The organism is Hydrogenophaga palleronii NBRC 102513, assembly GCF_001571225.1.
Taxonomy (GTDB): domain Bacteria; phylum Pseudomonadota; class Gammaproteobacteria; order Burkholderiales; family Burkholderiaceae_C; genus Hydrogenophaga; species Hydrogenophaga palleronii.
The window spans coordinates 1-25,141 of the sequence record NZ_BCTJ01000029.1 but is presented as its reverse complement, the minus strand read 5'-3'; the positions used below and the strand labels follow the sequence as shown (position 1 = coordinate 25,141).

Sequence of the window (25,141 nt, the reverse complement as noted above, 5' to 3'; positions counted from 1 at the left end):
ATGCCGAACGTCCTCTCAGGCATTCGCGTGATCGACTTCGGTCGATACATCGCGGGTCCGTATTGTTCAGCGATCCTGGCCGACTTCGGTGCCGATGTCGTTCGCGTCGAACCGCCCGCGGGTGGCGACGATCGTTTCCTGATGCCGGTCACGCCCTCGGGCGACGGTGCGTTGTTTCTGCAACTCAACCGGAACAAACGTTCACTAGGCCTGGACATCGGCACGCCCCGGGGCCGGCAAGTCGTTGAACGCCTGGTGAAAAGCGCGGATGTCGTCGTCGTCAGCATGCCGCTGCCAGCCCTGCGGCAACTCGGTCTGGACTATGCCAGCGTGGCCACGCTCAAGAGCGACGTCATCCTCACGGCGGCATCGGCGTTCGGACAGGACGGCGAAAGCAGTCACCGCGTTGGCTTCGATGGCATTGCGCAGGCCATGAGCGGTGGCATCTACATGTCCGGGACCGTGGACTGGCCCACGAAAGCCATGGTGTCCTATGTGGACTACGCCACCGGCCTGGCATGCGCGCTGGGCACGGTAGCGGCGCTATACGAGCGGCAATCGAGTGGCCTCGGACAGATGGTGGATGCGTCGCTGATGCGCACCGCTTTGAACATCGCCAGCGGCACCCTGGTCGAAGAGGCCGTGCTGGGCCTCGGCAGGCTGCCCACGGGAAACCGGAGCCCGCTCGCGGGTCCGTCCGACGTTTTCCGGACCCGCGATGGCTGGATCATCACGCAGGTCATCGGCGCGGGCCTGTTCCAGCGATGGGCATCGCTGGTGGGCCAACCATCGCTGGCGCAAGACCCGCGCTTTCGCGACGATCAATCGCGTGGCGACAATGGCCAGGCGCTCAGCGCGATCATGGCCGCCTGGTGCGCCGAGCGCACCGTCGCCCAAGCGCTTTCCACCCTGGAACAGGCCCGCATTCCGGCCGGACCTGTGCACTCGCCGCGCGAAGCCCTCCACGATCCAGACATCCTGGCCACGAAGGCATTCCGGCCGATGGCGTTTCCGGGCCTGGAGGCGCCGGTGCCTCTGATCGCACCGCCGGCGGAACTCTCGCGCACGGCGGCCACCATTCGCGTGCGCGCGCCGCTGCTGGGTGAGCACACCGACGAGATTCTCACCGAGCTGGGCTACGGCGCCGATGAAATCGCCTCATTGCGAAGCGATGCCATCGTGCGTACTGCCGCCGGATAACCGGTACAAGCCTCGGCTTGTGCCAGAAGCGTCTGCGCGTCGCTCACCTCGAACCGACCGGGGCTGTCCACGTTCAGCGCCGCCACCTTGCCGTCCTTCACCAGCATGGAGTACCTTGCGCTGCGCACACCCATGCCGCGCGCGGTCAGATCCACCGCCAGGCCCATCGCCTTGGCGAAGTCGCCGTTGCCGTCGGCCAGCATGCGCACTTTAGACGCGGTGCCCTGCGCACGGCCCCAGGCCCCCATGACGAAAGCGTCGTTGACGCTGACACACCAGATTTCGTCCACGCCCGCCTTCCTGAAGGCGTCAAACGCCTGCAGATAGCCCGGCAAATGCCGGTCCGAGCAGGTCTGGGTAAAAGCGCCCGGCAATGCGAACAAGGCAATCACCTTGCCAGAGGCCGCCTGCGCGACGGGAACGGGGCCCGGGCCGATGCTGCAGCCCTCGCCCTCCATTTCCAGGAATTCGTACAGCGTCAGGTCGGGAAGAGTGTCTCCGATGCGGATCATGATGCGGGTTCCAATCAACAAAAAGAATAGTCAAGGGGTGCGTTGCTTGTCCGGTGCGGCCGCCAACCGTGATGCTTCACGGATCAGCAGTTGCCACCGATCGAATACCTCTGACGTGACATCGGCCAGCGCGCCGGACACGCCATTGAGCAAGGGAAGATTCAGCTGCGCTTCCTGGGCCAGGCGCAAGGCAAGGCCCAAGTCCTTGCCGATGATCTGGGCGAGTGCGTCGAACTTCTCTTCCGTGTCGGCCCAGGCCGCGTAGTGCTCGCGGGCGAGCGAGAAGTCCCGCGAAAGGAAGTTGCGACCGGAGCTCTCCTCGAGCACGGCATTGAGCTTGTCGAGTGGGATGCCATGCAGGTGGGCCAGTTGGCATGCCTCGGGCACCAAGTACAGGTTGGTGATGCCGATCATGTTGTTGATGATCTTGGCGGCCTGCCCCGCACCGACATCGCCACAGTGAAAAACCGAGCGCCCCATGGCCTTGAGCAGGGGTGTCAGCGCTGCCACCTCTTCGGCACGTCCGCCCAAAATGAAGGAGAGCGTGCCCTCCTGTGCCCCGAGCAGGCCACCGCTCACCGGCGCATCGACCACGCGCGCGCCCAGCGGCTCCAGCGCGTCCCGAACGGCGCGGACCGTCGCGGGCATGACGGTGCTCATCACCACGACGAGGGGCGCGTGCGCGCCCGACCCCATCCGCTGGCGCAGCCCATCGCGGCCCAGCGCCACCTCCAGGAGTTGCTCGTCGTTCCCGACAAGCAACACGATGGCGTCGCAGTCCACGCAATCCCGCGGCCTTTCAGCGATCCGGGCACCTTGCGCCGCGAAGCTGTTAACCGCGTCGGCGCTGCTGTCGCAGACCGTGAGCTCGAAGCCATGCTCGGCCACGCGCCGCGCCATTCGTGCGCCCATGTTGCCCACGCCGATGAAGGCGACCGTGCGAATCGTGCTTTTCATGCCTTGCGCCGGTTGGAGGTGATCGTGTAATGTTGGCGGTCACATCTGGCCGATTTCCGTGCGACGGCTCTGCAGGTCCTTCCACATCCAGGCGAGGTTGATTTCATCGCTGCCTTCGTAGATGCGTTCGACGCGCAGATCCCGGTACCAACGTTCGATCCCCGTTTCCTTGGCGAACCCCATCGCGCCATGGATCTGCATCACGCGGTCGACCACCCGGTTGGACATCTGGGCCGCGTAGTACTTGGCCGCGCACGCGGCGTAGCGGAAATCCTGCTGCTCGCTCGCCTGCCAGGCCGCGTGCCATGCGAGCAGGCGCGCGGCGCGCAGCTCCACTTCGGACTCCGTGATCATGAACTGGATGTTCTCCCGCTCGGCCAGCTTCTTGCCGAAGGTGGTGCGGTTCTCGGCATGCTCCAGCGCCATGGCCAGCAAGCGGGTGGCCGCGCCCACGTTCTTGGGCGCGAGGTTGTAGCCGCGGTTGCGGTAGATGAACAGCATGGCCAGATTGAAGGCCTTGTTCACTTCGCCGATCAGGTAGCGGGCGGGCACCCGGACATTGTTGAAGTGAAGCGATGAGGTGCCGTCAAAACCCATGTTGGCGATCGGCGTCGCCGTCCAGCCCAGGCTGCGATCGACCAGGAATGCCGATACCCCCTCGGTGCCGTCCTCCGCCCGCGTGGTGGCGAAGACGACGGCGAAGTCCGCGTCCGTGGCGAGAGAGATCCAGGTCTTCTCGCCGTTGATGACCCACTCGTCCCCTTGCTTCACAGCTGTGGTGCGTGGCCTGCGCGCATCCGATCCTCCACCGGGCTCGCTCAGCGCGAAGGCGCCCTGCCGCTCGCCGGCGATGTACGGGAGCAGGTACTCCTTCTTCTGTTCGTCGTTCACGAGATACAGGACGCTCGGTGCCGTGCCGCCAAAGCGAAACTTGATGAAGGTGCGCCCGAGTTCTTCGTTGATCAGTGCCTGCGTGAATGGGCTGAGGTTCAGGCCGCCATAGGTCTCGGGGCAATCGATCCCCCAGATGCCAGCCTCCTTGCCCAGGCGCTGCAGCTGGCGCAGCTCGCTCAGCGGCAGGAAGCCGCTCTCGCCCTTGATGTCGCGCTGGATGTACTCGCGCTCGCGCGGAATGAGCTCCTTGTCGACGAATTTTCGGACCGTGTCCTGAATCATCCGGTCTTCGGTGGAAATCGCGAAATCAACCATGGGTGCTTCTCCTTGTGAAATGTTGAGATGTAGGTATGATGGTCCGACCATCATACATCATGAGAAAACCCAACAGCATCTAGGGGAAACACTTAGGAACGCCCGCACGCAGGGCGCGACACGTTGTCACTGTGGTGCCGCGCGGTCGGGTCAGGCGCCGCTGCCGCGCAGCGAGCGGCCCTAGAATGAGGACCGATCGCCGTGCAGCGCCTGCACCCTGCCAACCCTGATTCCGCACTCATCGAACATCATGAGCACCATAGAGTTTTCGACCATCCATGCACCTCGGACGTTCGAGCATGTCGGCGCGCAGATCCGCGATCTTCTGGCCTCGGGCGAACTCAAGGCCGGCGACAAACTGCCGCCCGAGAGGGAGCTGTGCGTCAAGCTGCGGGTGAGCCGAGGTGTCTTGCGCGAAGCCTTGCGTGCCCTTGAATACGCCGGCCTGATCGAGCTGCGCAAGGGCGGTGCGGGAGGCTCCTTCATCGCCAGGAACAATGAGAAGTTTGTGCGCAACGCATACTCCGACATGGTCCGGGTGGGATCGGTGTCGTTGGACGCGCTCACGGAAGCGCGCGTGCTCGTCATGATCGATGCCATCGAACTCGGGTGCGCAAGGGCCACGGAAGCGGATTACGCAGAGCTCGAAGCCAACATCGAAAAAACCACCGAAGCCATCCGGCTGGACGTGGGCTACGAGAAGCGGGTCAAGCTAATCATCGATTTCTATTCGATCCTCGCGCGCGGCTCCAAGAACCAGGTCCTGATGGCCACGGTCGATGCCATGACCAGTTCTTTCTACCAACTAATCCAGAATCTGACCCCGACGCCGTATCCCAATATGATCGAGCACCGGCGTCGATTCATGAAGCACTACCGCGCACGCGATACCGCCAAGGCCACCAAGGAGCTGGCATCGCACCTGAACTCGGTGCATGCACACATCCTGCTCAACCGGCAGGCCGGCGCCGCCAACAAAAAGCCCGGCAAAGCCAGCAGCGCCCCCGTCAAGAAATCCCGCAAAGCCGCCACAGCCGCGGCCTGAAAGGGGTTTGGGGGGCCTGTCTCACGCGCAGGAGCCCTCTCCCGCCCCGAACCTCCCTGCCAGCGCATGCTGGCCTGCGCATTCCGGTTAGCGCTCGCAGCCAGATGAGCCATGTCCGGAAGCCACCCCGCATCGCGACCCACTTCCCCACTGACCGTCCGCTCCCTCGCGCGCCGATGTTGCGTCCTTTGGCGCCTGCGCATGGATGTAGCGCGCCGATTGCAATGCACGGAACATGGTGCACCCGAATATCGACTCCGCAAGACCAGGTGCAGAGTATCTCGATCCAGCCGCACGCCATACGCGCCGCGGTTGAAGGTCCACAACAGAACGGAGACAAAAGAGATGAAAAAGGTATTGGCATTGGCAGCGCTCGCTGCATGCGGAACGGCTTCGGCGCAGTCGTCCGTGTCGATCTTCGGCACGATGGACACGTCGTATCAGAATTTGAAGGGTGAGGGTAACGGGAGCGTTTCACGGGTCACGGGTTCGGGTGCCAACTACCCGTCCCGCCTGGGCTTCAGAGGCGTCGAGGATCTGGGGGGCGGCCTCAAGGTCGGGTTCCTTCTGGAACTCGCCTACAACGCGGATGACGGCACCGGCGTCCCCTCCAACACCAACAACCAGCGCAACGGGTCCAGTGGCCAGGGCATCGCGTTCAACCGCGCTTCCACGATCAGTCTCATGGGAAGCCCAGGTGAACTGCGGCTGGGTCGCGATTTCACGGCCTCCTACCTGGTGCGACCGCAAGGCGATGTCTTCGGAAATATCGGTTCTGGCTCCGCCCTGTCGATGCTTCTGGGCCTGGGCACCGCCAACACCGTGCCGACCTCGGTGCGCGCCTCGAACCAGATCATGTACCTGACACCGTCGGGCCTGGGCGGGTTCAATGCGCGCGCGGCCTATGGCCTGGGCGAAAACCCCTCGAACGCGCCGGGCGGCACCGCCAAGGATGGCCGCTACGTGGGGTTCAGGGCCGGCTACTCGGTGGCTCCCCTGAACGTGTACGTGGGCTATGGCCGCACCACACTCGCCACCGGCGACTACGTGCAAAGCGGTATCGCAGCCAACTACGTCATCGGCGCAGTCACCCTCATGGGAGGCGTCTTCCAGGAACGCATCCAGGCTGCGGTCTCCGCTCGTTCCACTGCGTGGAGCCTGGGCACCAAAATCAAGGTTAGTGACACTGGGGAAGTGAAGTTTGGCCTCGCTTCCGCGAACCAGAACGCGGCCGCAGGCAACCGTGACGGCAGCCTGATGGCGGTGGGCTATGTCCACACGCTCAGCCGCCGCACCCTGGTGTACACCACCTTGGCGCGCATCAACAACAAGGGCACGGCCGCCCTGTACCACAATGGCCGACCCACCACTGTTCCAGGAGGCAGCACCAATGGCTTCGACATCGGCATCCGCCATGATTTCTGAGAACGTGGCCCCAGACCTGCGCCAGCCCGCAGTCACCCGACGCCGCGCGCTGACGAGGCTGGGTGCGCTCGCCGCCGTGCCGGCCGCGCCATGGCTGTGCCGCAGCGCGGGGCGGCCAACCAGTTTCCCGAACGACCGATAACGCTGGTCGTGCCGTACTCCGCCGGTGGCATTGGCGACGGGATTGCGCGGGCGGTCGCGGACAGCATGACCGAGGGCTTTGGCCGTCCCGTGATCGTGGAGAACAAGCCAGGCGCGGCAAACCTGATTGCCACTCAGCATGTAGCCAAGGCGGCGCCCGATGGCTACACACTGCTGCTGACGAACCAGAACTTCGTCATTTATCCAGCGCTCAACCCGCAGGCCAGTTTCGATCCCATCCGGGCATTCGTTCCGCTGGCCCACGTGGCCGATGGTTGCACGGTACTGGTGGTGGGCAGCCAATGGGGTATCAATTCCTGGGCGGATTTTGTCCGCTACGGCCAGGCGAATCCCGGCGGGTTGTCGTTCGGTATCACGGGCAAAGGGTCGGTCAGCCACATCTACAGTGCCTTGATGGCGGACAAAGGAGGCATCGACCTGCTCCCCGTGTCCTACAGGGGTGAGGCACCTGCGCTGACCGACGTTCTGGGCAGCACCCTGATGGCCACCGTGATTACGCCGGGCACCTTCCGAGCCAACGTGTCCAGCGGGAGAATCCGCGGCCTCGCCGTCGCCGCGCCTCAACGACATCCCGACCTGCCGGATATACCGTCTTTCGCCGAGATCGGCATTTCGGTCAGTCCGAACTGGTGGGGCATCTTTGCCCCGGCCGGAACGCCAGCCGACATCTCCGCGCGCATCTCCGCCCAAGTGAATCACGCGATGCAGCAACCCAAGGTCCGCGCGCGACTGACCCAGGCAGGGATGACACCTATCGTCGGCACCGCCACGCAGTTCGCCACTCTGGTTCGCGATGATCTCCAGAACTTCAAGAGCATGATCGCCAAGTACCGGATTACGGCCGAGTAACAGGTCCGCGCCACCGCCCTGCGGGAGCTAGGCAGCTGCCAGCTCCCGCAACGTTGGTTCCTTCCATCAAGCCGGCAGCAGCCGACGCTTAAGTACTTTGCCGGTGGCCGTCATCGGCAAGTCCTTCATGACGACGATCTGCCCGGGTTGCTTGTAGGGAGCAAGCCAATGCGCAAGGTGCGCGCGCAATGCGGGTTCATCGAGCACAGCACCCGGCACCAGCTGCACGTAGGCCACGATGTCCTCATTGCCGTCGGCAACTCCGTGCCCGACCACTGCGGAGCGCTCGATCGATTCGAAGCCATTGAGCACGGCCTCGATTTCCGCGGGATAGACATTGAAGCCGGAACGGATGATCATCTCCTTCAGGCGCCCAACCACGAAGAGCGCGCCATCCCGGCCAACCTCGCCGATGTCTCCACTCATGTACCAACCGTCCCGCATGACCGTGCACGACGCGCCCACATCGCGGAAATACCCCGGCATCAAACCCACACCGCGCAGCCATATCTCGCCGCGTTGACCGACGGGCACGTCGCTGCCGGTGGCGGGATCGACGATGCGCACTTCCGCACCCTCAACCGCGTGGCCACAGGAGGTGTCGTCGCGCCGCTCCCCTCGGCGCGTCATATACAGCGAACCCGCGTATTCCGACAACCCGTAGCCATGGTGCAAGGGAAGGTCGAACGCGGCCTCCACGCGCCTCTTGAGCGACATATCCAGCGGGCCGGCACCCGCGTACACATAGCGCAGGTCAGGTGCCGTGCACCGCATGTCACCATGCTGCTCCACGTGGCCCAGCAACCGCGCGAACAAAGCGGGTGGCCCCTGCAGCTGAGTGACGCCATGCCGCGCCAGATCGTTCAGCGCCACAGAGGGGTCGAACGACGTGCGCATCAGCAATGCAGCGCCCGCGTGAAGCGAGGCCATGAGCACGGTGCCCAGGCCAAAGATGTGCGTCATGGGCAGGTACGCGTACGACCGGTCGTCCTCGGCCAGCGCGCGGGACTGCGCGGACACGCGCGCGAAATGCGTCACACCTTCATGAGTCATCATCACGCCCTTGGGGCTGCCGCTGGTACCTGACGTAAAGATGATCGCGGCGACGCGCTCAGCCAGCGGGCCGGATTCTGGAATGGCCTCGCTCCGGACAGGACTGCGTGAGAGCCCTGCGACAGTCGATGGCATCGCGCAGGACCGGTCCGCATGTGCCGCGGCATATTCGGACACACCGGTTGTGAAATAGCAGATGCGCGCATCGGCCTTGGCAGCAAAACCATCGACCTCACCGGGCGCCATGCGTGCATTCACGCCGCAGGACCAGGCGCCCATCCGGCTGCATGCCAGGATCAACGCGATGTGTTGGGGGCAGTTCTCAGCCACGGCCATGACACGGTCCCCGGGGCGCACACGCTCACGCCGCAACTCCACTTCCAGGGCACGTGCCATGCCATCGAGCTGCGCATAGGTCATCGCGGCCGCGCCGGGCCCATTGGCGGGAAGGTGCAGGAACACGCGGTCCGGGCTGCGCCTCAGGCAGCGATCGAACAGATCGTGGATGCGCGCCGCCGTCATGCCCTACATGCCCGTACATTCCATCGACTCGCGTGGGCCGTGGCTGCGAGCAATTCTTCATTTGTCATCGGATCGAATCAACCTGCAGAAGTGTCCTTTGAGCCAACCGAACCACCGGCAGATCCACCATCTTTCCGTCGAGGCTGAAGATCTTTCCATTGCGTTCCTTCGCTTCAACCACGACTCGACGCGCCCAGTCGATCTCCTCGGCTGAGGGCGCGAGAATCCGCTCGATGGGGGCCACCTGAGAAGGATGGATACACAGCTTGCCAGAGAAGCCAAAGGCGCGGGCGCGCGTCGCGTCGGCCGCCATCCTTTTGGCATCCGTGATATCGACTGTCACGCCATCGATTGGAGCCGCAATCAGCGCGCGGCGTGATGCAGCTACAAGGGAAAATCGGGCTGGCGCGAGCTCGGACTCGTCGGCGCCGCAGCGCATCCCTAGATCGAGCTGGAAGTCGATGTGCCCAAACGCCAGCCGCGTGACCTGGGCTGCGTGGGCCAACAGGTCCACCGCATCGAGACCGACGAGGGATTCAACCAGCGGCACCAGTTCCGCTCGTGGGCCCAATGCGGCCGCAAGCGACTTGAGGACCGCTGGCGATTCTGCCTTGGGCAACACCACGCCAGCCAGGCCCTGTGCCACCCAGTCCTGCAGCAGCCTCACATCGTCGTCATGCCACAGCGACCCTACAGCGTTGATGCGCACCAAGGTGCGTGCGAGTTGTGGCGAAGTGCATCCGGCCAGCCATAGCGCGATCTGGTCCCTTGCCTGGAGCTTCTGCTCGGGCGCAACCGCATCCTCGAGATCCAGGATCACGCAACCCGCGCCAGCGTCCAGCGCCTTGCCGAAGCGATCGGGCCGCGAAGCCGGTGTGAACAGAAAGCTGCGCGCGCGCGCGATGGGTGAAAGCACGTCAGATCGCTCGCAAAGAGCGGTGATGCTGTTCGGGCGAAGGCGGAGCAGGCATCAGAAACTCCTCGGCAAACCCAGAAGGTGCTCGGCCACGTAGGAATAGATGAGATTGGTGGAAATCGGCGCCACTTGGTACAGGCGCGTCTCCCGGAACTTGCGCTCCACGTCGTATTCGTGCGCGAACCCGAAACCGCCGTGGGTTTGCAGGCAGACGTTCGCCGCCTCCCAAGACGCTTTGGCCGCAAGGTACTTGGCCATGTTGGCCTCACCCCCGCAGGGTTTGCCGGCATCAAACAGCGCGCATGACTTGAACCGCATCAGGTTGGCGGCCTCTGTTTCGATGTACGCGTCGGCGATCGGAAATTGCACGCCCTGGTTTTGACCGATCGGGCGATTGAACACTACGCGCTCGTTCGCATACAGACGCGCCTTGTTGACGAACCAATAGGCATCGCCTAGGCACTCGGCAGCGATCAACGTGCGCTCGGCGTTGAGGCCGTCCAAGATGTACTTGAAGCCTTGGCCTTCCGTGCCGATGAGGTTTTCGACTGGAATCTCGAGGTTGTCGAAGAACACTTCGTTGGTCTCGTGATTCACCATGTTCATGATCGGCCGCACAGTCATCCCCTGGCCGATGGCCTGCTTCAGGTCCACGATAAAGATGCTCATGCCCTCGCTCTTCTTCCTCACGTCCGACAGCGGCGTCGTGCGCGCGAGCAGGATCATCAGGTCGGAGTGCTGGATGCGGGAGATCCACACTTTCTGCCCGTTGACGACATAGCGGTCGCCCTTCTTCACGGCGGTCGTCTTGAGCTGCGTGGTGTCGGTCCCGGTGGTGGGCTCGGTCACCGCCATGGATTGCAGGCGCAGCTTGCCGCTGGCGATGCTGGGCAGGTATTGCTGTTTCTGCTCCGGTGAGCCGTGACGCAACAGCGTTCCCATGTTGTACATCTGGCCATGCACCGCGCCGGAGTTGCCGCCGGAGAAATTGATCTCCTCCATCACCACGGAGGCTTCGGTAAGGCCCAGTCCGGAGCCACCGTATTCGGTGGGAATCATGGCCGCGAGCCAGCCGGCTCCGGTCAGCGCATCGACGAACGCCTCCGGATAACCGCGCGCGGCATCCACCTCCTGCCAGTATTTGGCATCGTAGTTGCCGCACAGGCTACGCAACGCTTCGCGCATTTCCTGAAATTCGTCGGGCGTGGGGATCTGTGTTTTCATCGATTCACTCGAACTGGATATCGGCCTGCATGGTGAGCCATCCCTCATGATCCTGTGCCCAGAGCTGCGCGCTCTTGCCGTCCGACGAGGGTTTGCCGCACACGCGAAGGGGGTGAAGGTCGAAGGTGGGCCGAATGGCCTTGAAGCTGAAATGGGTCACGCGTGCCTCGGGCCGCTCCCGCCGCGCGAGGTCGGCCAGCAGCGTGGCGATCAGGGGTCCGTGCACGATAAGGCCCGGATAGCCTTCCACCTCGGTCACATAACTGCGGTCGTAGTGGATGCGATGCCCGTTGAACGTGAGCGCCGAGTAGCGGAACAGCAGCACTGGATCGGGTGTGACGTGCCGTGACCACGGCGCGTCGCATGGCGCGACTTGCGGCGGCGCAGAGGCATCGCCAGGTTGCGGCAGCGCGCGATAGACGATGTCATGCTCTTCCGTGAGCGCGACTTGGTCTCCGGATGAGATCTCGTGTCGCAAGACCACGAACACGAGGTCGCCCGTGCGACCCGCCTTGTGAGTGACGGACTCGATGCGCGAGATGCGACGCACGCTCTCGCCGATGCGAAGCGGCGAGAACCACCGCAGCCGCCCACCCGCCCACATGCGGCGCGGCAGTGGCACGGGCGGCAGGAACCCACCCAGTCGAGGGTGCCCGTCCTCGCCGAGTTCGCTCTGACGAGCGCGTGGCAGGAAGTACAGCCAGTGCCACAGAGGCGGAAGAGGGGTGCCGGGAGCGACTGCGATGTCCCTGTGATCGAGCGTCGCCGATAGCGCGGCGAACGGCACTGCAGTGATCTCGTCTGCAAGAACCTCACTGCGACCCTCCCAGGATCGCAGTCTCGAAACCACCTCATCGGTGATGCGCGGAGCGGCGGTTTTGAATCCCATGGCCCTATCGTCAGGCACTCGGCGTTCTTCCACAATGCGTCAATTCGGAATGAAGCCTACGGAAAATCCGAAGGGTGGTGTAATCAACTCATGGACTTCGACCTGCTTGATCTTCAGCTCTTCCTTGCCGTCGCCGAGCGATCCAACATTACCCGCGCCGCAGAATCACAGCACCTGTCGCTCGCGGCTGCGAGTGGCCGCATCAAGGCGCTCGAAACGCACTCGGGCGTGCCACTGCTCTACCGCGAAGCGCGTGGCGTGCGCCTCTCTCCTGCCGGCGAAGCATTCCTGCACCATGCGCGCGCGATCCTGCGCCAGAAGGAGCAGCTCCGCGCCGATCTGCATGAGTACAACCGAGGCTTGCGCGGGCACGTGCGCATCCATGCCAACACCACGGCCGTCACCGATATCCTGCCCGAAGTGCTGCCAGGCTTCCTGCGTGCCAACCCCAAGGTCAACGTGGAACTACAGGAGAAGCTCAACCCCGACATCGCACTTGGAGTGCTCAATGGCGTTGCGGACCTGGGCATCGTCTCCACCCGCATGGACATGCCGGGGTTGCGTGCCATCCACTTCTGCACGCACCGCCTAGTGCTGCTGGTGCCCCAAGGTCATAAGTTCGCGCGCCGCAAGGCCATCCGGTTTGTCGACACGCTGGACGAACCCCACGTGGGCATGCACCGAGCCAGCACGCTCAGCGACTTTCTGGGCAAAGTCACGTCGGGCATGGGCCGGCAGCTCAGGCTGCGGGTGGAGCTGTCCAGCTTCGATGCTGTCTGCCGCATGATTGGCGCAGGTGTGGGTATCGGCATCGTCCCGGAGACGAGCGCGCGGCGCAACCTCCCGATGCTGCCGATCGTGCAAGTGGAGCTGTCGGATGAGTGGCGTGTGCGCGAGCGGTATGCCCTGGTGAGGGAGGGCGAGAGAACGCCCGCATACGCGCAGGCGCTGATCGATGCGCTCGTGCAGTTCTACTCTGAGCCGCCCGCACGTGAAAGCGCTTAGCGCATTCACCGCGCAGATTCTCAGCAGTTTCGAATCGCCGCACTCCCAATGATTGAAATTTCCAGTCGATTCACGTTGCGTCAATAGATGCATACGGACTACAACTGCATCGAGAAAGTACGTCGTGCCACCTCGAGCTCAGGCAGTAGCTTGTTTACCAGGTCGTCTCGCGACATGCGCGAGGTGGCCACGGCCAAGCTCATGGCACCCAGAAGCTCGCCTTTGCCGTTGCGCACGGGCACGGCAATCGAGCGCAGACCGAGTTCCAGTTCTTCATCGCTGACCGCGTAGCCACACTGCCGCGCTGCGTGCACTTCCTGCATGAGCACCGCCAGTTCGGTCTTGGTCTTGGAAGTGAGGGCCTGTCGGCTCATGCGCTGCAGACGGAACTCGACCTCTTCGTCCGCAAAGCCCGATAACAACACGCGCCCAGTGGCTGAGCAATAGGCCGGCAGCCGCGCGCCAATGCCCAGGCCAAACGACAGGCTGCGCCGCTGCGTGGAGCGCGCCACGAACACCACGAACTGCGAATCCAACACAGCTAGCGACGCCGACTCGCGAGTGCGCTCGCTCGTGATCTCCAGGATGGGCTGAGCCACCTTGGTCAAGGGCGTGGAGTTCACGTAGGCGTGCACCAACCGCAGCGTGCGCGGCTCAAGTGAGAACTGCCGGCCCGAGGCACGTGCGTAGCCCAGCTTGACCAGCGTCAACAGGGCGCGACGCGTGGAGGCCTTGCTGTGGCCGGTGATCTCGGCCGCCTCGCTCAGCGTCAACGGCGAGTTGCTTACGCCGAAAGCCTCGATGAGCAACAGGCCTTTCTCCAAGCCCATCACGTATTCCTTGTCCACCCCTTCATGCGTTTCCGTATCCATGTGCGCTCCTCCTTTGATGGCCGAAAGTTCGGTATGCGAAAACTTTACCGGATTTCGTTGACGCTTATCAAGGCAAAAAATACAGTCATGGTTCACTAAACGGTCAAAAGTTCGATATCCGAATTTTTCCAAGACACGAAACCCACCAAATCATGAGCGTCACCGCCCCCGCGAACAGCGCCCCTCTCACCTTCTGGCCACCCGGAAACCTCACCCGCGTGCCGTACTACCTGTACCAAGAGCCGGCGGTACTTGACGCCGAGCAGCAGCGCGTCTTCGAGGGGGCGACCTGGAACTACCTCTGCCTCGAAGCCGAACTTCCCAAGCCCGGCGACTATCGCACCACCTTCCTTGGGCGCATGCCGGTGGTGGTGGCGCGCGACAGCGACGGCGAGGTCTATGCCTTCGAGAACCGTTGCTCACACCGCGGCGCGCTGATCGTGCTCGATGACGGCGGCAGCGCGCGCGACTTCCAGTGCGTCTACCATGCTTGGCGCTACGATCGCCAGGGCAACCTCAAAGGCATCGCCTTTCAGAACGGCGTGAACGGTGAAGGTGGCATGGATCCGGCTTTCTGCATGAAGAGCCATGGCCCGCGCAAGCTGCGCACCAGTGTGTTCTGCGGCCTGGTGTTCGGCAGTCTGAGCGACGAGGTGCCGGATCTGGAGGACTATCTCGGCCCGGAGATCGCGCGCGGCATCTCGCGCGTGCTCTGCAAGCCTGTGCAGATCCTGGGTCGCTTCAAGCAGACGCTGCCCAACAATTGGAAGCTCTATGTGGAAAACGTGCGCGACACGTACCACGCGAGCCTGCTGCACGTGTTCTTCACCACATTCCGGCTCAACCGCCTTTCGCAGAAGGGCGGCGTGGTAGTCAGCGAATGCGGCGGCAACCATATCAGCTTCTCGGCGATCGACCCCACCGCGGAGAAGGGCGAGGACTACAAGACCGAGGAATTGCGATCGGACAAGGACGACTTCAAGCTCAAAGATGCCAGTCTCTTGCAAGGCATGGATGAATTCGGGGACGGCGTTACGCTTCAGATCCTCTCGGTATTCCCGGGCTTCGTGCTGGCGCAAATTCAGAACACCATCGCAGTGCGCCAGGTTCTCCCCGAAGGCCTGGAGACCACCGCCCTGAACTGGGTCTACCTCGGTTTCCAGGACGACACACCCGCGCTACGCACCATGCGCCACAAGCAGTCCAATCTGATTGGCCCCGCCGGTTTTGTCTCAATGGAGGACGGTGCGGTCGGTGGTTTCGTGCAACGCGGCATCGCCAGCGCAGGGGCCCGGGAAGCGATCATCGAGATGGGGGGCGACAGCGTGCGCTCCCAGAGCAGCCGCACCACGGAAGCCTCGGTGCGCGGTTTCTGGAAGGCTTATCGCCTGCACATGGGAGCGGACGCATGAATGCGGTCATCGACACGTCAAGCGCCCTGGAGCTCAACGCGCACTGCGCGCGCTGTATCGACAACGACGAGCTCGAGGCCTGGGCACAGCTCTTCACCGAGGAATGCCTCTACCGCGTAACCACAGCCGACAACCACGCCCAGGGCATGGAAGCGAGCCTGATCTACGCCGACTCGCGCGCCATGCTCAATGACCGCGTGCTCTCGCTTCGCACGGCCAACGTGTACGAGAAGCAGCGCTACCGCCACCTGTTGGGCCTGCCCGCCCTGCTGGAGGACACGCCACGCGGTCGCCGTAGCGAGACGCCCTTCGTCGTAGTGCGCGTCATGCGCGGTGGCGAAACCACGATCTTTGCCACCGGGCGCTACCTCGACGAGCTGGTAATCGACGGCAGCGACACGCTGCGACTGGCCAGCCGCGTGGTGGTCTGCGACAGCCACAACATCGATACGCTGCTGGCGATTCCGTTGTGAACACCACGCACCTTATCCACATAGCAGGGCTTGACACCACCGTGCCATGCGCCGAGGGCCAGACCGTGCTTGATGCGGTGCGTCAGGCCGGCTATGAGATGCCGTTCTCGTGCAACTCGGGCGTGTGTGCAAGCTGCAAGGGCCGCGTGGTCTCGGGCCGGGTGAACCCCGGCGCGACGGGCGACCACACGCTCACCACCGACGAGATAGCACAGGGGCAGGTGCTGTTCTGCCAGGCCCGGCCACTCACCGATATCCGGATCGAACCGCGCCAGATCGAGAAGACCGACCCCACCACGCGCCGCCAACTCGACGCCAAGGTCATGCGCATCGACTATCTCGCCAGCGACGTGGCGCGGCTCAAGCTGCGCTTTCCCGCTGGGGAGAAGGTGAAGTTCAAAGCCGGCCAGTACCTGCAAGTGCTGCTGCCGAGCGGCCAGCGCCGCAGTTTTTCCATGGCCAATCCGCCGCACCAGAACGACGGCGCCGAACTGCACATCCGTCTGCTCGAGGGTGGCGCGTTTTCGCAATGGCTCACGCAGGAACTCAAAGTGGGCGACACCCTCCCGGTGGAGTTGCCGCACGGCGACTTCCACTTGCGCGAGGACAGCGACGCGCCCATCGTCATGGTGGCCAGTGGCACCGGGTTCGCGCCGATCAAGTCCATGGTGGAGGACGGCCTGCGCAAAGGCCAGCGGCGCGAGATCGCGCTGTACTGGGGCGCGCGCACCGAGAAAGACCTGTACCTGCTCGACCTCGCGCGCAGTTGGGGCCAACAGGTCGGCTTGCGCTTCGTGCCAGTGCTTTCCGAGCCGGATGCCGGCTGGACCGGCCGCACCGGCTTCGTGCATCAGGCCGTGCTGCAAGACCACGACACCCTCGCCGACCACCAGGTGTATGCCTGCGGCGCGCCCGCCATGGTGAGCGCGGCGCGCAGCGATTTCTTTGCAACCCGTGGCCTGCCGCCCGACGCGTTCTTCTGCGACGCGTTTGTGGTGGCCCAACCCCGCATACCCGCGCTGGCCGACTTAAGCGCACCAGAAGAGGAGACCCACGCATGACCCACCCCAACCCCTACGCCGACGTCCCCACCAGCGACTTCGATCCCTACACCACCGAGGTGCTGGCCAACCCCTACCCGCACTACGCACAACTGCGCGACCTCGGCCCTTGGGCCTGGCTGGAAAGGTACGGCGTGCTGGCCGTTGCGCGCCACGACGAGGTGCAGCGCATCCTGTCCCAGCCCGACGTGTTCTGCTCCAGCGCAGGCGTGGGCCTGGCCAACTTCCACACCGAGACCCCGTGGCGCAAGCCCAGCATCATCCTCGAGGCCGACCCGCCCGACCACAGCCGCACCCGCAAGGTAGTGGCGCGCGTGCTCTCACCCGCCTCGATCGGCCGCCTGCGCGCTACGTTCGAGGACGTGGCTGCGCGCATGGTCGACGGACTTGTGGAGCGTGGCTCGTTCGACGCTGCCAAGGAACTGTGCGAGGCCTTTCCCATCAAGGCCTTCGGCGACGCGGTGGGCCTGCCTCCCGACGGCCGCGAACACCTGCTGCCCTACGGCGACATGGTGTTCAACGGCTTTGGCCCGATCAACGAGCGCTTCCAGGCACGCATGAACAGCTCGGGCGAGGCGGTGAACTGGATCGCGAAGGTCTGCCAGCGCGACGCGCTCACCCCCGATGGCTTGGGCGCCCAACTGTTCGCCGCCGCCGACGCGGGCGAGATCGGCCACGACGAAGCCGGCATGCTGGTGCGCACCCTGCTCTCCGCCGGGCTGGACACCACCGTGTTTACGCTCTGTAACGCCATCACCAGCTTCGCGCGTCACCCCGAGCAATGGGCGCTACTGCGAGACGACCCGTCGCTCGCACGCCAGGCGCTCGAAGAGGTGCTGCGCTACGACAGCACATTCCACTCGTTCTACCGCACCAGCACGCGGGACGTGGAGCTCGGCGGCATTACGGTAAAGGCAGGCCAGAAGATCGTGGTGTTTATCGCCTCGGCCAACCGCGACCCGCGCCGCTGGCCGGACGCCGATCATTTTGATGTCACCCGACGCGCCACTGGGCACATGGCATTCGGCACCGGCATCCACGGCTGCGCCGGTCAGATGATGGCCCGCCTCGAAGGCGAGATCGTGCTCACCGCGCTGGCGCGCCGCGTGGCCTCGTTCCGCCTTGACGGCGAGCCTGTGCAGCACTTCAACAACACGGTGCGCGGGCTCAAGAGCATGCCCGTCACGGTCGAGCCTCTGCTGGCCGCCGTGCAATGACGCCACCCACCCACGAAGAGATCCCCCAATGCCCCAAATCGTCTATGTTCAACCCGACGGCTCGCGCGAAGCCGTGCCCGCCAGGCCTGGCACCACCGTCATGGCGACCGCAGTCAACCACGGTGTTGCCGGCATCGTGGCCGAATGCGGCGGCTCCGCCATGTGCGCCACCTGCCATGTGTATGTGGATCCGGCCTCGGCCGGTTTCCTGCCGCCCACCAGCGAAGTGGAAAACGAGATGCTGGCCAGTGCCGCCAGCGAGCGCCGCGACAACAGCCGGCTCGGCTGCCAACTGGTGCTCGCACCCGGCGTGGACGAGCTGATCGTGCACATCCCAGAGCGCCAGATCTGATGGCTCACGGCGTCGTCATCGTCGGCACCGGTCAGGGCGGCTTCCAGCTCGCGGCCTCGCTGCGTGAATCGGGGTTTTCTGATCCCGTCACCTTGGTGGGCGACGAGCCCGGTTTGCCGTACCAGCGCCCGCCACTGTCCAAGGCCTTCCTGCAAGGCAAGGTGGACGAGACCGGTCTGCTGCTGCGTCCCCCGTCGTTTTACGAGCGCATCAACGCGCGCGTGATCGGCGGTATGCGAGTGGAGCACATCGATCGAGCAGCGCGCTGCGTGCGGCTCACCAGCGGAATGGTTCTGCCCTACGACCACCTTGTGCTGGCCACTGGCGCGACGGCCCGCACGCTGGCCGTGTCGGGCTCGGATCTATCGGGGGTCTGCGTGCTGCGCGGGCTCGACGATGCGCGGCGCATCCGCGAGCGGTTGGCGCGTGCCAGCGCGGTAGCGGTGGTCGGCGCCGGCTTCATCGGACTGGAGCTCGCGGCCGTGGCGCGCGGCATGGACCTGCCCATACACGTCGTCGAGGCTACAGCGCGGCCCCTGCTGCGCGCGCTCTCCGAGCCCATGGCGCGGCACCTTCAGGACTTCCATGAATCCCTGGGCACGCACTTCCATCTCTCGTCGCAATGCGATGCCATAGAGGGCGAGAGCGGACAGGCCACGGGTCTGCGCCTGCGCGACGGCAGCCACATCGCAGCCGATCTCATCGTAGTCGCGGTAGGCGTGCTGCCAAACGACCGGCTGGCGCGCGACGTCGGGCTGGCGGTAAGCAACGGCATCGAGGTCGACGAGCTGCTGCTCACCACCGACCCGGCCATTTCCGCACTCGGCGACTGTGCGAGTTTTCCTTTCGCCTTAGGCGGCGGTGCCCGCGTGCGCATCGAATCGGTGCAGAACGCGGTCGACCAGGCGCGCTGCATCGCCGCGCGCCTGTGCGGTCAACCCTTGCCTTACGCCAAAGTGCCCTGGTTCTGGAGCGAGCAAGGCCTCTGCCGGCTGCAGATGGCGGGTTTGGCGCACCCCGACGACCGCAGCGAAATCGAGGGCGATCCGAACAGTGGCCGCTTCTCGGTTCTGCGCTTCCGCGGCGACCAGTTGAGCGCCGTCGAATCCCTCAATGACCCGGCGGCGCACATGCGCGCGCGCAAGGCTCTCGCTCCTGCGCTGGCGCCGGCCTGAAGCGTCGCCCCATTCCTTTTAAAACCCACCCTTTCATAGAAAGAGACAACACATGACAGCAGCATCCCGGGTCATCGCAGTCACTGGCGGCGCCAGCGGCATCGGCTTCGCCTTCTCAGAAGCGCTCGCGCGCGCCGGCCACAAAGTCGTCATTGCCGACCTGCGCGGCGCCGCCGAAGCAGCCGACCGCCTCAAGACCCAGGGCCTCCAAGCCATCGGCACACAGACCGATGTGGTTAAGCCCGTCGACGTGGCGAGCATGGTCCAACAGGCCGTGAAGGCATTCGGCCGGCTTGACGTGCTGGTGAACAACGCCGGCCTGTTCACCACGCTCGCCCTCAAGCCGTTCGACCAGATCAGCGACGCCGAGTGGATGCGCGTGATGGAAGTCAACACCCTCGGCCCCTTCATATGCGCCAAAGCAGTCGTGCCCGAGATGCGCAAGAACGGTTTCGGCCGCATCGTGAACATCGCGTCCACCACGCCGATCAAGGGAACGCCCAACATGCTGCACTACGTGGCCAGCAAAGGTGCGGTGATCGCGTTCACCCGCTCGCTGGCACGCGAGCTGGGCAAGGACGACATCACCGTCAACGCCATCGCACCTGGCTTCACGTTGAGCGACGGTGTGCTCGAGAACGACATGCACAGCAAGATGGGTGACGTGGTACGCAAGACCAGCCGATCGCTACAGCGCGACCAGGTTCCCGACGACTTGGTAGGTGCCCTGCTCTTTCTGGCCAGCGACGGTGCTGGCTTTATCACTGGCCAGACCATCGCCGTCGATGGCGGCTCGGTGTTCATCTGATCAGCTGGACCGCCATGATCAACACCGCTTACGGCAAGCCGTTCCTCTACATCGATGGTGAATTCATCGAGGGCGGCGACCGCCAACACCAGGACATCGTCAACCCCGCTAACGGAGAGGTGATCGGCTCGTTGCCGCACGCACGCCGCGACGATCTGGACCGCGCGCTGAACGCAGCGCAGCGTGCCTTCGAGAGCTGGCGCAAGAGTTCACCGCTCGAGCGCTCGAAGGTGCTACGCCGCGTGGCCGAGCTCACGCGCGAACGCGCACCGCAGATCGCACGCCAGATCACGCTCGACCAAGGCAAGCCGCTGAGCGAGGCGCTGCTGGAAGTAACCACCTGCGCCGAGCACGCGGAGTGGCACGCCGAGGAATGTCGACGCATCTATGGCCGCGTAATTCCCGCGCGCCTGCCACATGTGCGCCAGCTGGTGTTGCGCGAGCCGGTCGGCGTGTGCGTGGCCTTCACGCCGTGGAACTTTCCGTTCAACCAGGCCATTCGCAAGATGGTGGCGGCGATCGGCGCGGGTTGCACGCTGGTGCTGAAGGGACCGGAGGATTCGCCCGGCGCGGTGATCGCACTCGCGCGCATGTTCCACGACGCGGGGCTGCCGCCTGGCGTGCTCAACGTGGTGTGGGGCGTGCCGGCCGAGGTGTCGGACCACCTGATCCGCTCGCCGATCTCGCGCAAGGTGTCGTTCACCGGCTCGGTGCCGGTGGGCAAGCAGCTGGCATCGCTCGCCGGCCTTCACATGAAGCGCATCAGCATGGAACTGGGCGGGCACTCGCCGGTGGTGGTGTTCGACGATGCCGACGTGGACGACGCGGCGAACCTGCTGGCGCGCTTCAAGGCGCGCAACGCGGGGCAGTTGTGCATTGCTCCCAGCCGCTTCTTCGTGCAGGAAAAGGTGTACGACCGCTTCCTCGACACCTTCACGAAAGCCTACGGTGGCTTGAAGGTGGGTGACGGCATGGACAAGGACACGCAGATGGGCCCCCTGGCGCACCTGCGCCGGGTCGATGCCATGGAAGGCTTCGTCGCCGATGCGCTGGAGCGTGGCGCGAGGCTGGCCAGCGGCGGCACGCGGCTCGCCGGCCCGGGCTACTTCTACCCGCCCACCATCCTCACCGACATCCCCGACGACGCGCGCCTGATGGTCGAAGAACCCTTCGGCCCGGTCGCACCGATCACGCGCTTCAAGGACACCGACGAGGTGTTGAAGCGCGCCAATGCCCTTCCCTTCGGCCTCACCGGCTTCGTGTTCACCGGCTCCATCAAGACCTCGGAGCGCATGGTCGACGGGCTGGAGGTGGGCATGGTCAACGTGAACCACTTCGGCATCACGCTGGCCGAGACACCGTTCGGTGGCGTCAAGGACAGCGGCATCGGCAGCGAGGGCGGCAGCGAGACCTTCGACGGCTACCTCGTCACCAAGTTCGTCACGCAGGCCAGCCCGGCCTGATCCCATCACCCACAAGCACCGCGCAGGGGCCCGGCCTTTTCCCTTCACTCACGGAGACAAACACCATGATGCAACGCAGAACCCTGATCAAATCGGCCGCCGCGGCGGCCACCCTCGGCGCGCCGGGCCTCGCCGCCCTTGCCCAGCAGGCGGTGACCCTGAAGTTCCACACCTTCATGGCACCGACCTCCAACGTCTACCTGAACGCCCACAAGGCCTGGATGACCAAGGTCGAGAAGGACTCGGGCGGCCGCATCAAGTTTGAGGGCTACCCGGCCATGCAGCTGGGCGGCTCGCCCGGCCAGCTGTACGACCAGGCGCGCGACGGCGTGGTCGACATCGTCTGGACGCTGGCCGGCAACACGCCGGGCCGCTTCCCGCGCACCGAGGTCTTCGAGCTGCCGTTCATTACGGTGGACGCCATCGGTGCTTCGCGCGCGGCCTGGGAATACCTGCAGACTCATGCCGCCGACGAGTTCAAAGACGTGCAGCCCCTGGCCTTCCACACCCATGGCCCGGGCGTGCTGCATTCCAGGACCAAGCCCATCATCAGCGCCGCCGACCTGCGCGGCATGAAGGTGCGCGGGCCGACCCGCCAGGCCACCAAGCTGCTCACCGCCGCCGGGGCCTCGGCCGTGGGCCTGCCACTGCCGCAGATCCCGGACGCGCTGTCCAAAGGCGTCATCGAAGGCGCGGCCCTGCCCTGGGAGGTGATCCCCTCGGTCAAGGTGCATGAGCTGGTGACGCAACACAGCGAGTTCGCGCCCGGCAAGCCGGCGCTCTACAACACCGCCTTCGTGATGGTGATGAACAAGAACCGGTACGCCGCGCTGCCGCCGGACATCAAGAAAGTGATCGACGACAACTCCGGCCTGGAGACCTCGGCCTGGTTCGGCAAGGTGCAGCAGGACCAGGACCCCATCGCCCGCAAGATGGCGACCGACCGGGGCAACAAGGTGCACGTGTTCACCGACGCCGAGGCCGCCGAGTTCGTGCAGCTCACCGGCAACATCGCCAACGAATGGGTGCAGGAGATGAACAAGCGCGGCCATGACGGCGAGAGGCTGCTGGCCGGCGCCAAGGCCCTCATCGCCAAACACAAGCCGAAGACCGCATGAGCGGTGGCGCACGCCTGGCCATTGCGCTAGGCGATCCGAACGGCATCGGGCCGGAGATCGCTCTCAAGGCGCTGGCCGCGCTCCCCGCGCAAGATCGCGAGCGCTTCACGCTGTTCGGCCCAGGGGCCGTGCTACGCGACACGGCCACGCGGTTGGGCCTCGGTGACGGGCCACCCGGGATGCACCACCGCGAGGCCGGCACGCTGGACGCTGCCTCGGCGCGGCCGGGTCGCATTGATGCAGCGGCCGGCACCTCGGCGGTGGCCAGCGCCACCGCCGCCATCCAGGCCGTGCAGGCGGGTGAATGCGATGCCGTCATCGCATGCCCCCACCACGAGACCGCGATCGCGCAGGCGGGCATCGCTTTCAGCGGTTACCCCTCGCTGGTGGCGCGTGTGTGCGGCCAGCCAGCCGACTCGGTATTCCTCATGTTAGTGGGGGGAGGCCTGCGCATCGTTCACGTCACCCTGCATGAGAGCGTGCGCACCGCGCTCGACCGGCTCAGCACGGATCTCATCGTGCGCGCCACGCATGCCGGCATCGTTGCGTGCCGGCGCATGGGTCTGGCCGCGCCGCGCATCGGTGTGTTCGGCATCAACCCGCATGCATCGGAAGGCGACCTGTTCGGTTCCGAAGACGCGCGACTGGTGGTACCCGCAGCGGCGCAACTGCGGGCCGAGGGCTATGTGGTGAGCGAGCCAGCTGGCGCGGATGTGCTGTTGGCTCAGCGCAAGCACGACCTGTATGTGGCAATCTTCCACGATCAGGGGCATATCCCCATCAAACTGCTCGCGCCGAACGCCGCGAGCGCGCTCAGCGTGGGCGGGAGCGTAGTGCTCTCCAGTGTGGGTCATGGCAGCGCCATGGACATCGCGGGCCAGGGCGTTGCCAGTCCAGAAGCGCTGCTGCGCACCATCGGCCTGCTTAGCGCAACCTAGTCCTGAGAAAATTGATCCGGCTGTTGAACTACACCGACCTCTGAACCGGGAGGGGGTGCGGACAAATACTTGGACTGGTTTTATGCCGCAAGTCCAAGGCTCACCCGGTATTCGATAGGGCTGAGAGAGCCAAGAGATATCTTGATCCGCTTCTCGTTGTACCAGCGGATGTACAAGTCGACCGCCTCGATGAATTGCTCAATGGTGGCGTTCTTCCAGTCCTGAGGATAGAACAGCTCGTTCTTCAGCCTACCGAAGAAGCCTTCACAAGCGGCGTTGTCAGGTGAGCATGCCTTGCGGGACATCGAGCGGGTGAAGTTCGCGTCGCTCATTCTTGATAGCCAACCAGGCCAGCGGTAGTGGCCGCCCCGATCGGAGTGAACCACAGGCCGGTCAGTGGTTTCGGCCACTGTCTCGATGGCTGCATCCAGCATCGTGTTGACCAACTCGGCGTCCGGACTGGTCCCAATGGTCCAGCTGACGACCATTCCATCGAAGCAGTCGATGATGGGCGAGAGGTACACCTTGCCAGCCGGGATCTGGAACTCCGTGATGTCCGTGAGCCATTTCTCGTTGGGGACCGCGGCCTGGAAGTCGCGGTTGATGAGGTTCTCAGGCGCCGGACTGATCTCGCCAAGGTATGACGCATACCTGCGCTTCCTGGGCTTTGGAACAACCAGGCTTTCCTGCTTCATCAATCGCTGCACGACCTTCTCGGAGATCGTGACGTCCTGTCTGGTGAGCGAAGCTTGCAGCCTGCGGTAGCCATAGCAGCGGTGGTTCGACTCAAAGATGTCGGTGATGGTTTGCCGCACCTCCAGGTATTTGTCGCCCACCGCTGCACGGGCCCGATGGTAGAAGTACGAACTACGCGCAAGATCCAACTGTGCAAGGAGCTCTGGCAGGCCATAGTGCTCCCTGAGGGCGTCAATCAGCAGTGTCTTCTCCCGGTTGGACAGGAGCTGCAGGTCGACGCCCAGGCCTTTTTTTAACAGTTCGTTGGCCTTGTTCAATAGGTCCTGCTCAAGGCGAAGTTGCTTGACTTCGCGGCGCAGCGAATCAACCTGGCGCTCGAGCTCGTCGCGCTCTTGCGACGGCGAAGATGGATTGGTGCGTTTCATGGATGCGGGTGCCTCACGTCCTAGAAGTTGGTTCTTCCAGTTGTACAGCGTTGGACGGCACACGCCGAACTTGTCGGCTACAGCCTGCGCACTTTCCTCGCGCGTGCAAAGCTCCATGACGCCCGCTTGCATCAGCTTCCTAGAACACCTTCGTCGGCCCACA

The 25,141-nt window shown here is 64.4% G+C and carries 24 protein-coding genes; 15 read left to right on the top strand and 9 right to left on the bottom strand.

The genetic code is table 11. The features are described 5' to 3' along the window. A complete protein-coding gene (locus HPA01S_RS17400; protein WP_066272041.1) occupies nt 1-1,200 on the top strand; it encodes a CaiB/BaiF CoA transferase family protein in 1,200 nt (399 codons plus the stop codon). Here the strand turns inward: HPA01S_RS17400 and HPA01S_RS17395 are convergent. Genes HPA01S_RS17395 through HPA01S_RS17385 form a run of 3 tightly spaced genes read right to left on the bottom strand, consistent with a single transcriptional unit; the run spans nt 1,137 to nt 3,878 of the window. Then, nucleotides 1,137-1,712, bottom strand: coding sequence for a peroxiredoxin (locus tag HPA01S_RS17395; RefSeq protein WP_084360778.1), 576 nt, complete (start codon nt 1,710-1,712; stop codon nt 1,137-1,139). The two genes, HPA01S_RS17400 and HPA01S_RS17395, sit on opposite strands and share 64 nt — an antisense overlap. Before the next feature lie 30 nt (nt 1,713-1,742). Further along, the gene (locus HPA01S_RS17390) at nt 1,743-2,669 is read right to left on the bottom strand and encodes an NAD(P)-dependent oxidoreductase (RefSeq protein ID WP_066272040.1); all 927 of its coding nucleotides are present in this window, start codon (nt 2,667-2,669) and stop codon (nt 1,743-1,745) included. Between the two features lie 39 nt (nt 2,670-2,708). Continuing rightward, nucleotides 2,709-3,878: an acyl-CoA dehydrogenase family protein gene (locus HPA01S_RS17385; RefSeq protein WP_066272039.1), complete on the bottom strand. Its 1,170-nt coding sequence runs from the start codon at nt 3,876-3,878 to the stop codon at nt 2,709-2,711. 250 nt (nt 3,879-4,128) lie between these two features. On the opposite strand from HPA01S_RS17385, the gene HPA01S_RS17380 reads away from it, so the two are divergent. The 3 genes from HPA01S_RS17380 (at nt 4,129) to HPA01S_RS17370 (ending at nt 7,359) form a co-directional block, all read left to right on the top strand. Then, nucleotides 4,129-4,923 carry a FadR/GntR family transcriptional regulator gene (locus tag HPA01S_RS17380; RefSeq protein ID WP_066272038.1) on the top strand — a complete coding sequence of 265 codons (795 nt, stop codon included), beginning with the start codon at nt 4,129-4,131 and terminating at the stop codon, nt 4,921-4,923. 345 nt (nt 4,924-5,268) lie between these two features. Next, entirely contained in the window at nt 5,269-6,348 is a 1,080-nt protein-coding gene (locus tag HPA01S_RS17375) for a porin (RefSeq protein ID WP_169801550.1), read from the top strand. Between the two features lie 90 nt (nt 6,349-6,438). Beyond that, entirely contained in the window at nt 6,439-7,359 is a 921-nt protein-coding gene (locus HPA01S_RS17370; RefSeq protein WP_066272036.1) for a tripartite tricarboxylate transporter substrate binding protein, read from the top strand. 66 nt (nt 7,360-7,425) lie between these two features. On the opposite strand, the gene HPA01S_RS17365 is transcribed toward HPA01S_RS17370, so the two are convergent. The 4 genes from HPA01S_RS17365 to HPA01S_RS17350 all read right to left on the bottom strand — a co-directional run bounded on the left by HPA01S_RS17365 (nt 7,426) and on the right by HPA01S_RS17350 (nt 11,963). Continuing rightward, the gene (locus HPA01S_RS17365) at nt 7,426-8,934 is read right to left on the bottom strand and encodes a class I adenylate-forming enzyme family protein (protein ID WP_066272035.1); all 1,509 of its coding nucleotides are present in this window, start codon (nt 8,932-8,934) and stop codon (nt 7,426-7,428) included. 64 nt (nt 8,935-8,998) lie between these two features. Beyond that, complete coding sequence (locus tag HPA01S_RS17360) at nt 8,999-9,850, bottom strand: HpcH/HpaI aldolase/citrate lyase family protein (protein WP_066272034.1); 852 nt, start codon at nt 9,848-9,850, stop codon at nt 8,999-9,001. 54 nt (nt 9,851-9,904) lie between these two features. Then, nucleotides 9,905-11,074: an acyl-CoA dehydrogenase family protein gene (locus HPA01S_RS17355; protein ID WP_066272033.1), complete on the bottom strand. Its 1,170-nt coding sequence runs from the start codon at nt 11,072-11,074 to the stop codon at nt 9,905-9,907. 4 nt (nt 11,075-11,078) lie between these two features. After that, nucleotides 11,079-11,963: an HTD2 family dehydratase gene (locus tag HPA01S_RS17350; RefSeq protein ID WP_066272032.1), complete on the bottom strand. Its 885-nt coding sequence runs from the start codon at nt 11,961-11,963 to the stop codon at nt 11,079-11,081. 90 nt (nt 11,964-12,053) lie between these two features. Between HPA01S_RS17350 and HPA01S_RS17345 the strand changes: the two genes are divergently transcribed. Further along, nucleotides 12,054-12,968: a LysR substrate-binding domain-containing protein gene (locus HPA01S_RS17345; protein ID WP_066272031.1), complete on the top strand. Its 915-nt coding sequence runs from the start codon at nt 12,054-12,056 to the stop codon at nt 12,966-12,968. A gap of 98 nt (nt 12,969-13,066) precedes the next feature. On the opposite strand, the gene HPA01S_RS17340 is transcribed toward HPA01S_RS17345, so the two are convergent. Beyond that, nucleotides 13,067-13,840 (bottom strand): IclR family transcriptional regulator domain-containing protein, encoded by a 774-nt coding sequence (locus tag HPA01S_RS17340; protein ID WP_245638690.1) that lies wholly within the window; start codon nt 13,838-13,840, stop codon nt 13,067-13,069. 152 nt (nt 13,841-13,992) lie between these two features. Between HPA01S_RS17340 and HPA01S_RS17335 the strand changes: the two genes are divergently transcribed. The 10 genes from HPA01S_RS17335 (at nt 13,993) to HPA01S_RS17290 (ending at nt 23,857) form a co-directional block, all read left to right on the top strand. Next, a complete protein-coding gene (locus HPA01S_RS17335) occupies nt 13,993-15,252 on the top strand; it encodes an aromatic ring-hydroxylating oxygenase subunit alpha (protein ID WP_066272030.1) in 1,260 nt (419 codons plus the stop codon). Beyond that, on the top strand, nt 15,249-15,725 hold the full coding sequence (locus HPA01S_RS17330) for an aromatic-ring-hydroxylating dioxygenase subunit beta (protein WP_066272029.1): 477 nt from the start codon (nt 15,249-15,251) through the stop codon (nt 15,723-15,725). The genes HPA01S_RS17335 and HPA01S_RS17330 overlap by 4 nt, the downstream gene beginning before the upstream one ends. Then, nucleotides 15,722-16,786, top strand: a complete 1,065-nt coding sequence (locus HPA01S_RS17325; protein ID WP_066272028.1) for a 2Fe-2S iron-sulfur cluster-binding protein — start codon at nt 15,722-15,724, stop codon at nt 16,784-16,786. Before HPA01S_RS17330 ends, HPA01S_RS17325 begins: the two co-directional genes overlap by 4 nt. Further along, nucleotides 16,783-18,003 carry a cytochrome P450 gene (locus HPA01S_RS17320; RefSeq protein WP_066272027.1) on the top strand — a complete coding sequence of 407 codons (1,221 nt, stop codon included), beginning with the start codon at nt 16,783-16,785 and terminating at the stop codon, nt 18,001-18,003. Before HPA01S_RS17325 ends, HPA01S_RS17320 begins: the two co-directional genes overlap by 4 nt. A 28-nt stretch (nt 18,004-18,031) precedes the next feature. Continuing rightward, on the top strand, nt 18,032-18,355 hold the full coding sequence (locus tag HPA01S_RS17315) for a 2Fe-2S iron-sulfur cluster-binding protein (protein WP_066272026.1): 324 nt from the start codon (nt 18,032-18,034) through the stop codon (nt 18,353-18,355). After that, on the top strand, nt 18,355-19,530 hold the full coding sequence (locus HPA01S_RS17310; protein WP_066272025.1) for an NAD(P)/FAD-dependent oxidoreductase: 1,176 nt from the start codon (nt 18,355-18,357) through the stop codon (nt 19,528-19,530). Before HPA01S_RS17315 ends, HPA01S_RS17310 begins: the two co-directional genes overlap by 1 nt. Before the next feature lie 52 nt (nt 19,531-19,582). Next, nucleotides 19,583-20,338 carry an SDR family NAD(P)-dependent oxidoreductase gene (locus tag HPA01S_RS17305; RefSeq protein ID WP_066272024.1) on the top strand — a complete coding sequence of 252 codons (756 nt, stop codon included), beginning with the start codon at nt 19,583-19,585 and terminating at the stop codon, nt 20,336-20,338. 14 nt (nt 20,339-20,352) lie between these two features. Then, complete coding sequence (locus HPA01S_RS17300; RefSeq protein ID WP_066272023.1) at nt 20,353-21,801, top strand: NAD-dependent succinate-semialdehyde dehydrogenase; 1,449 nt, start codon at nt 20,353-20,355, stop codon at nt 21,799-21,801. Between the two features lie 65 nt (nt 21,802-21,866). After that, nucleotides 21,867-22,919, top strand: a complete 1,053-nt coding sequence (locus HPA01S_RS17295; protein ID WP_066272022.1) for a TRAP transporter substrate-binding protein — start codon at nt 21,867-21,869, stop codon at nt 22,917-22,919. After that, nucleotides 22,916-23,857 (top strand): PdxA family dehydrogenase, encoded by a 942-nt coding sequence (locus HPA01S_RS17290; protein ID WP_066272021.1) that lies wholly within the window; start codon nt 22,916-22,918, stop codon nt 23,855-23,857. The genes HPA01S_RS17295 and HPA01S_RS17290 overlap by 4 nt, the downstream gene beginning before the upstream one ends. 80 nt (nt 23,858-23,937) lie before the next feature. Here HPA01S_RS17290 and HPA01S_RS17285 read toward each other — a convergent pair. Further along, nucleotides 23,938-25,141: IS3 family transposase (locus HPA01S_RS17285; RefSeq protein ID WP_066272020.1), on the bottom strand; the 1,204-nt coding region annotated here is incomplete at its 5' end.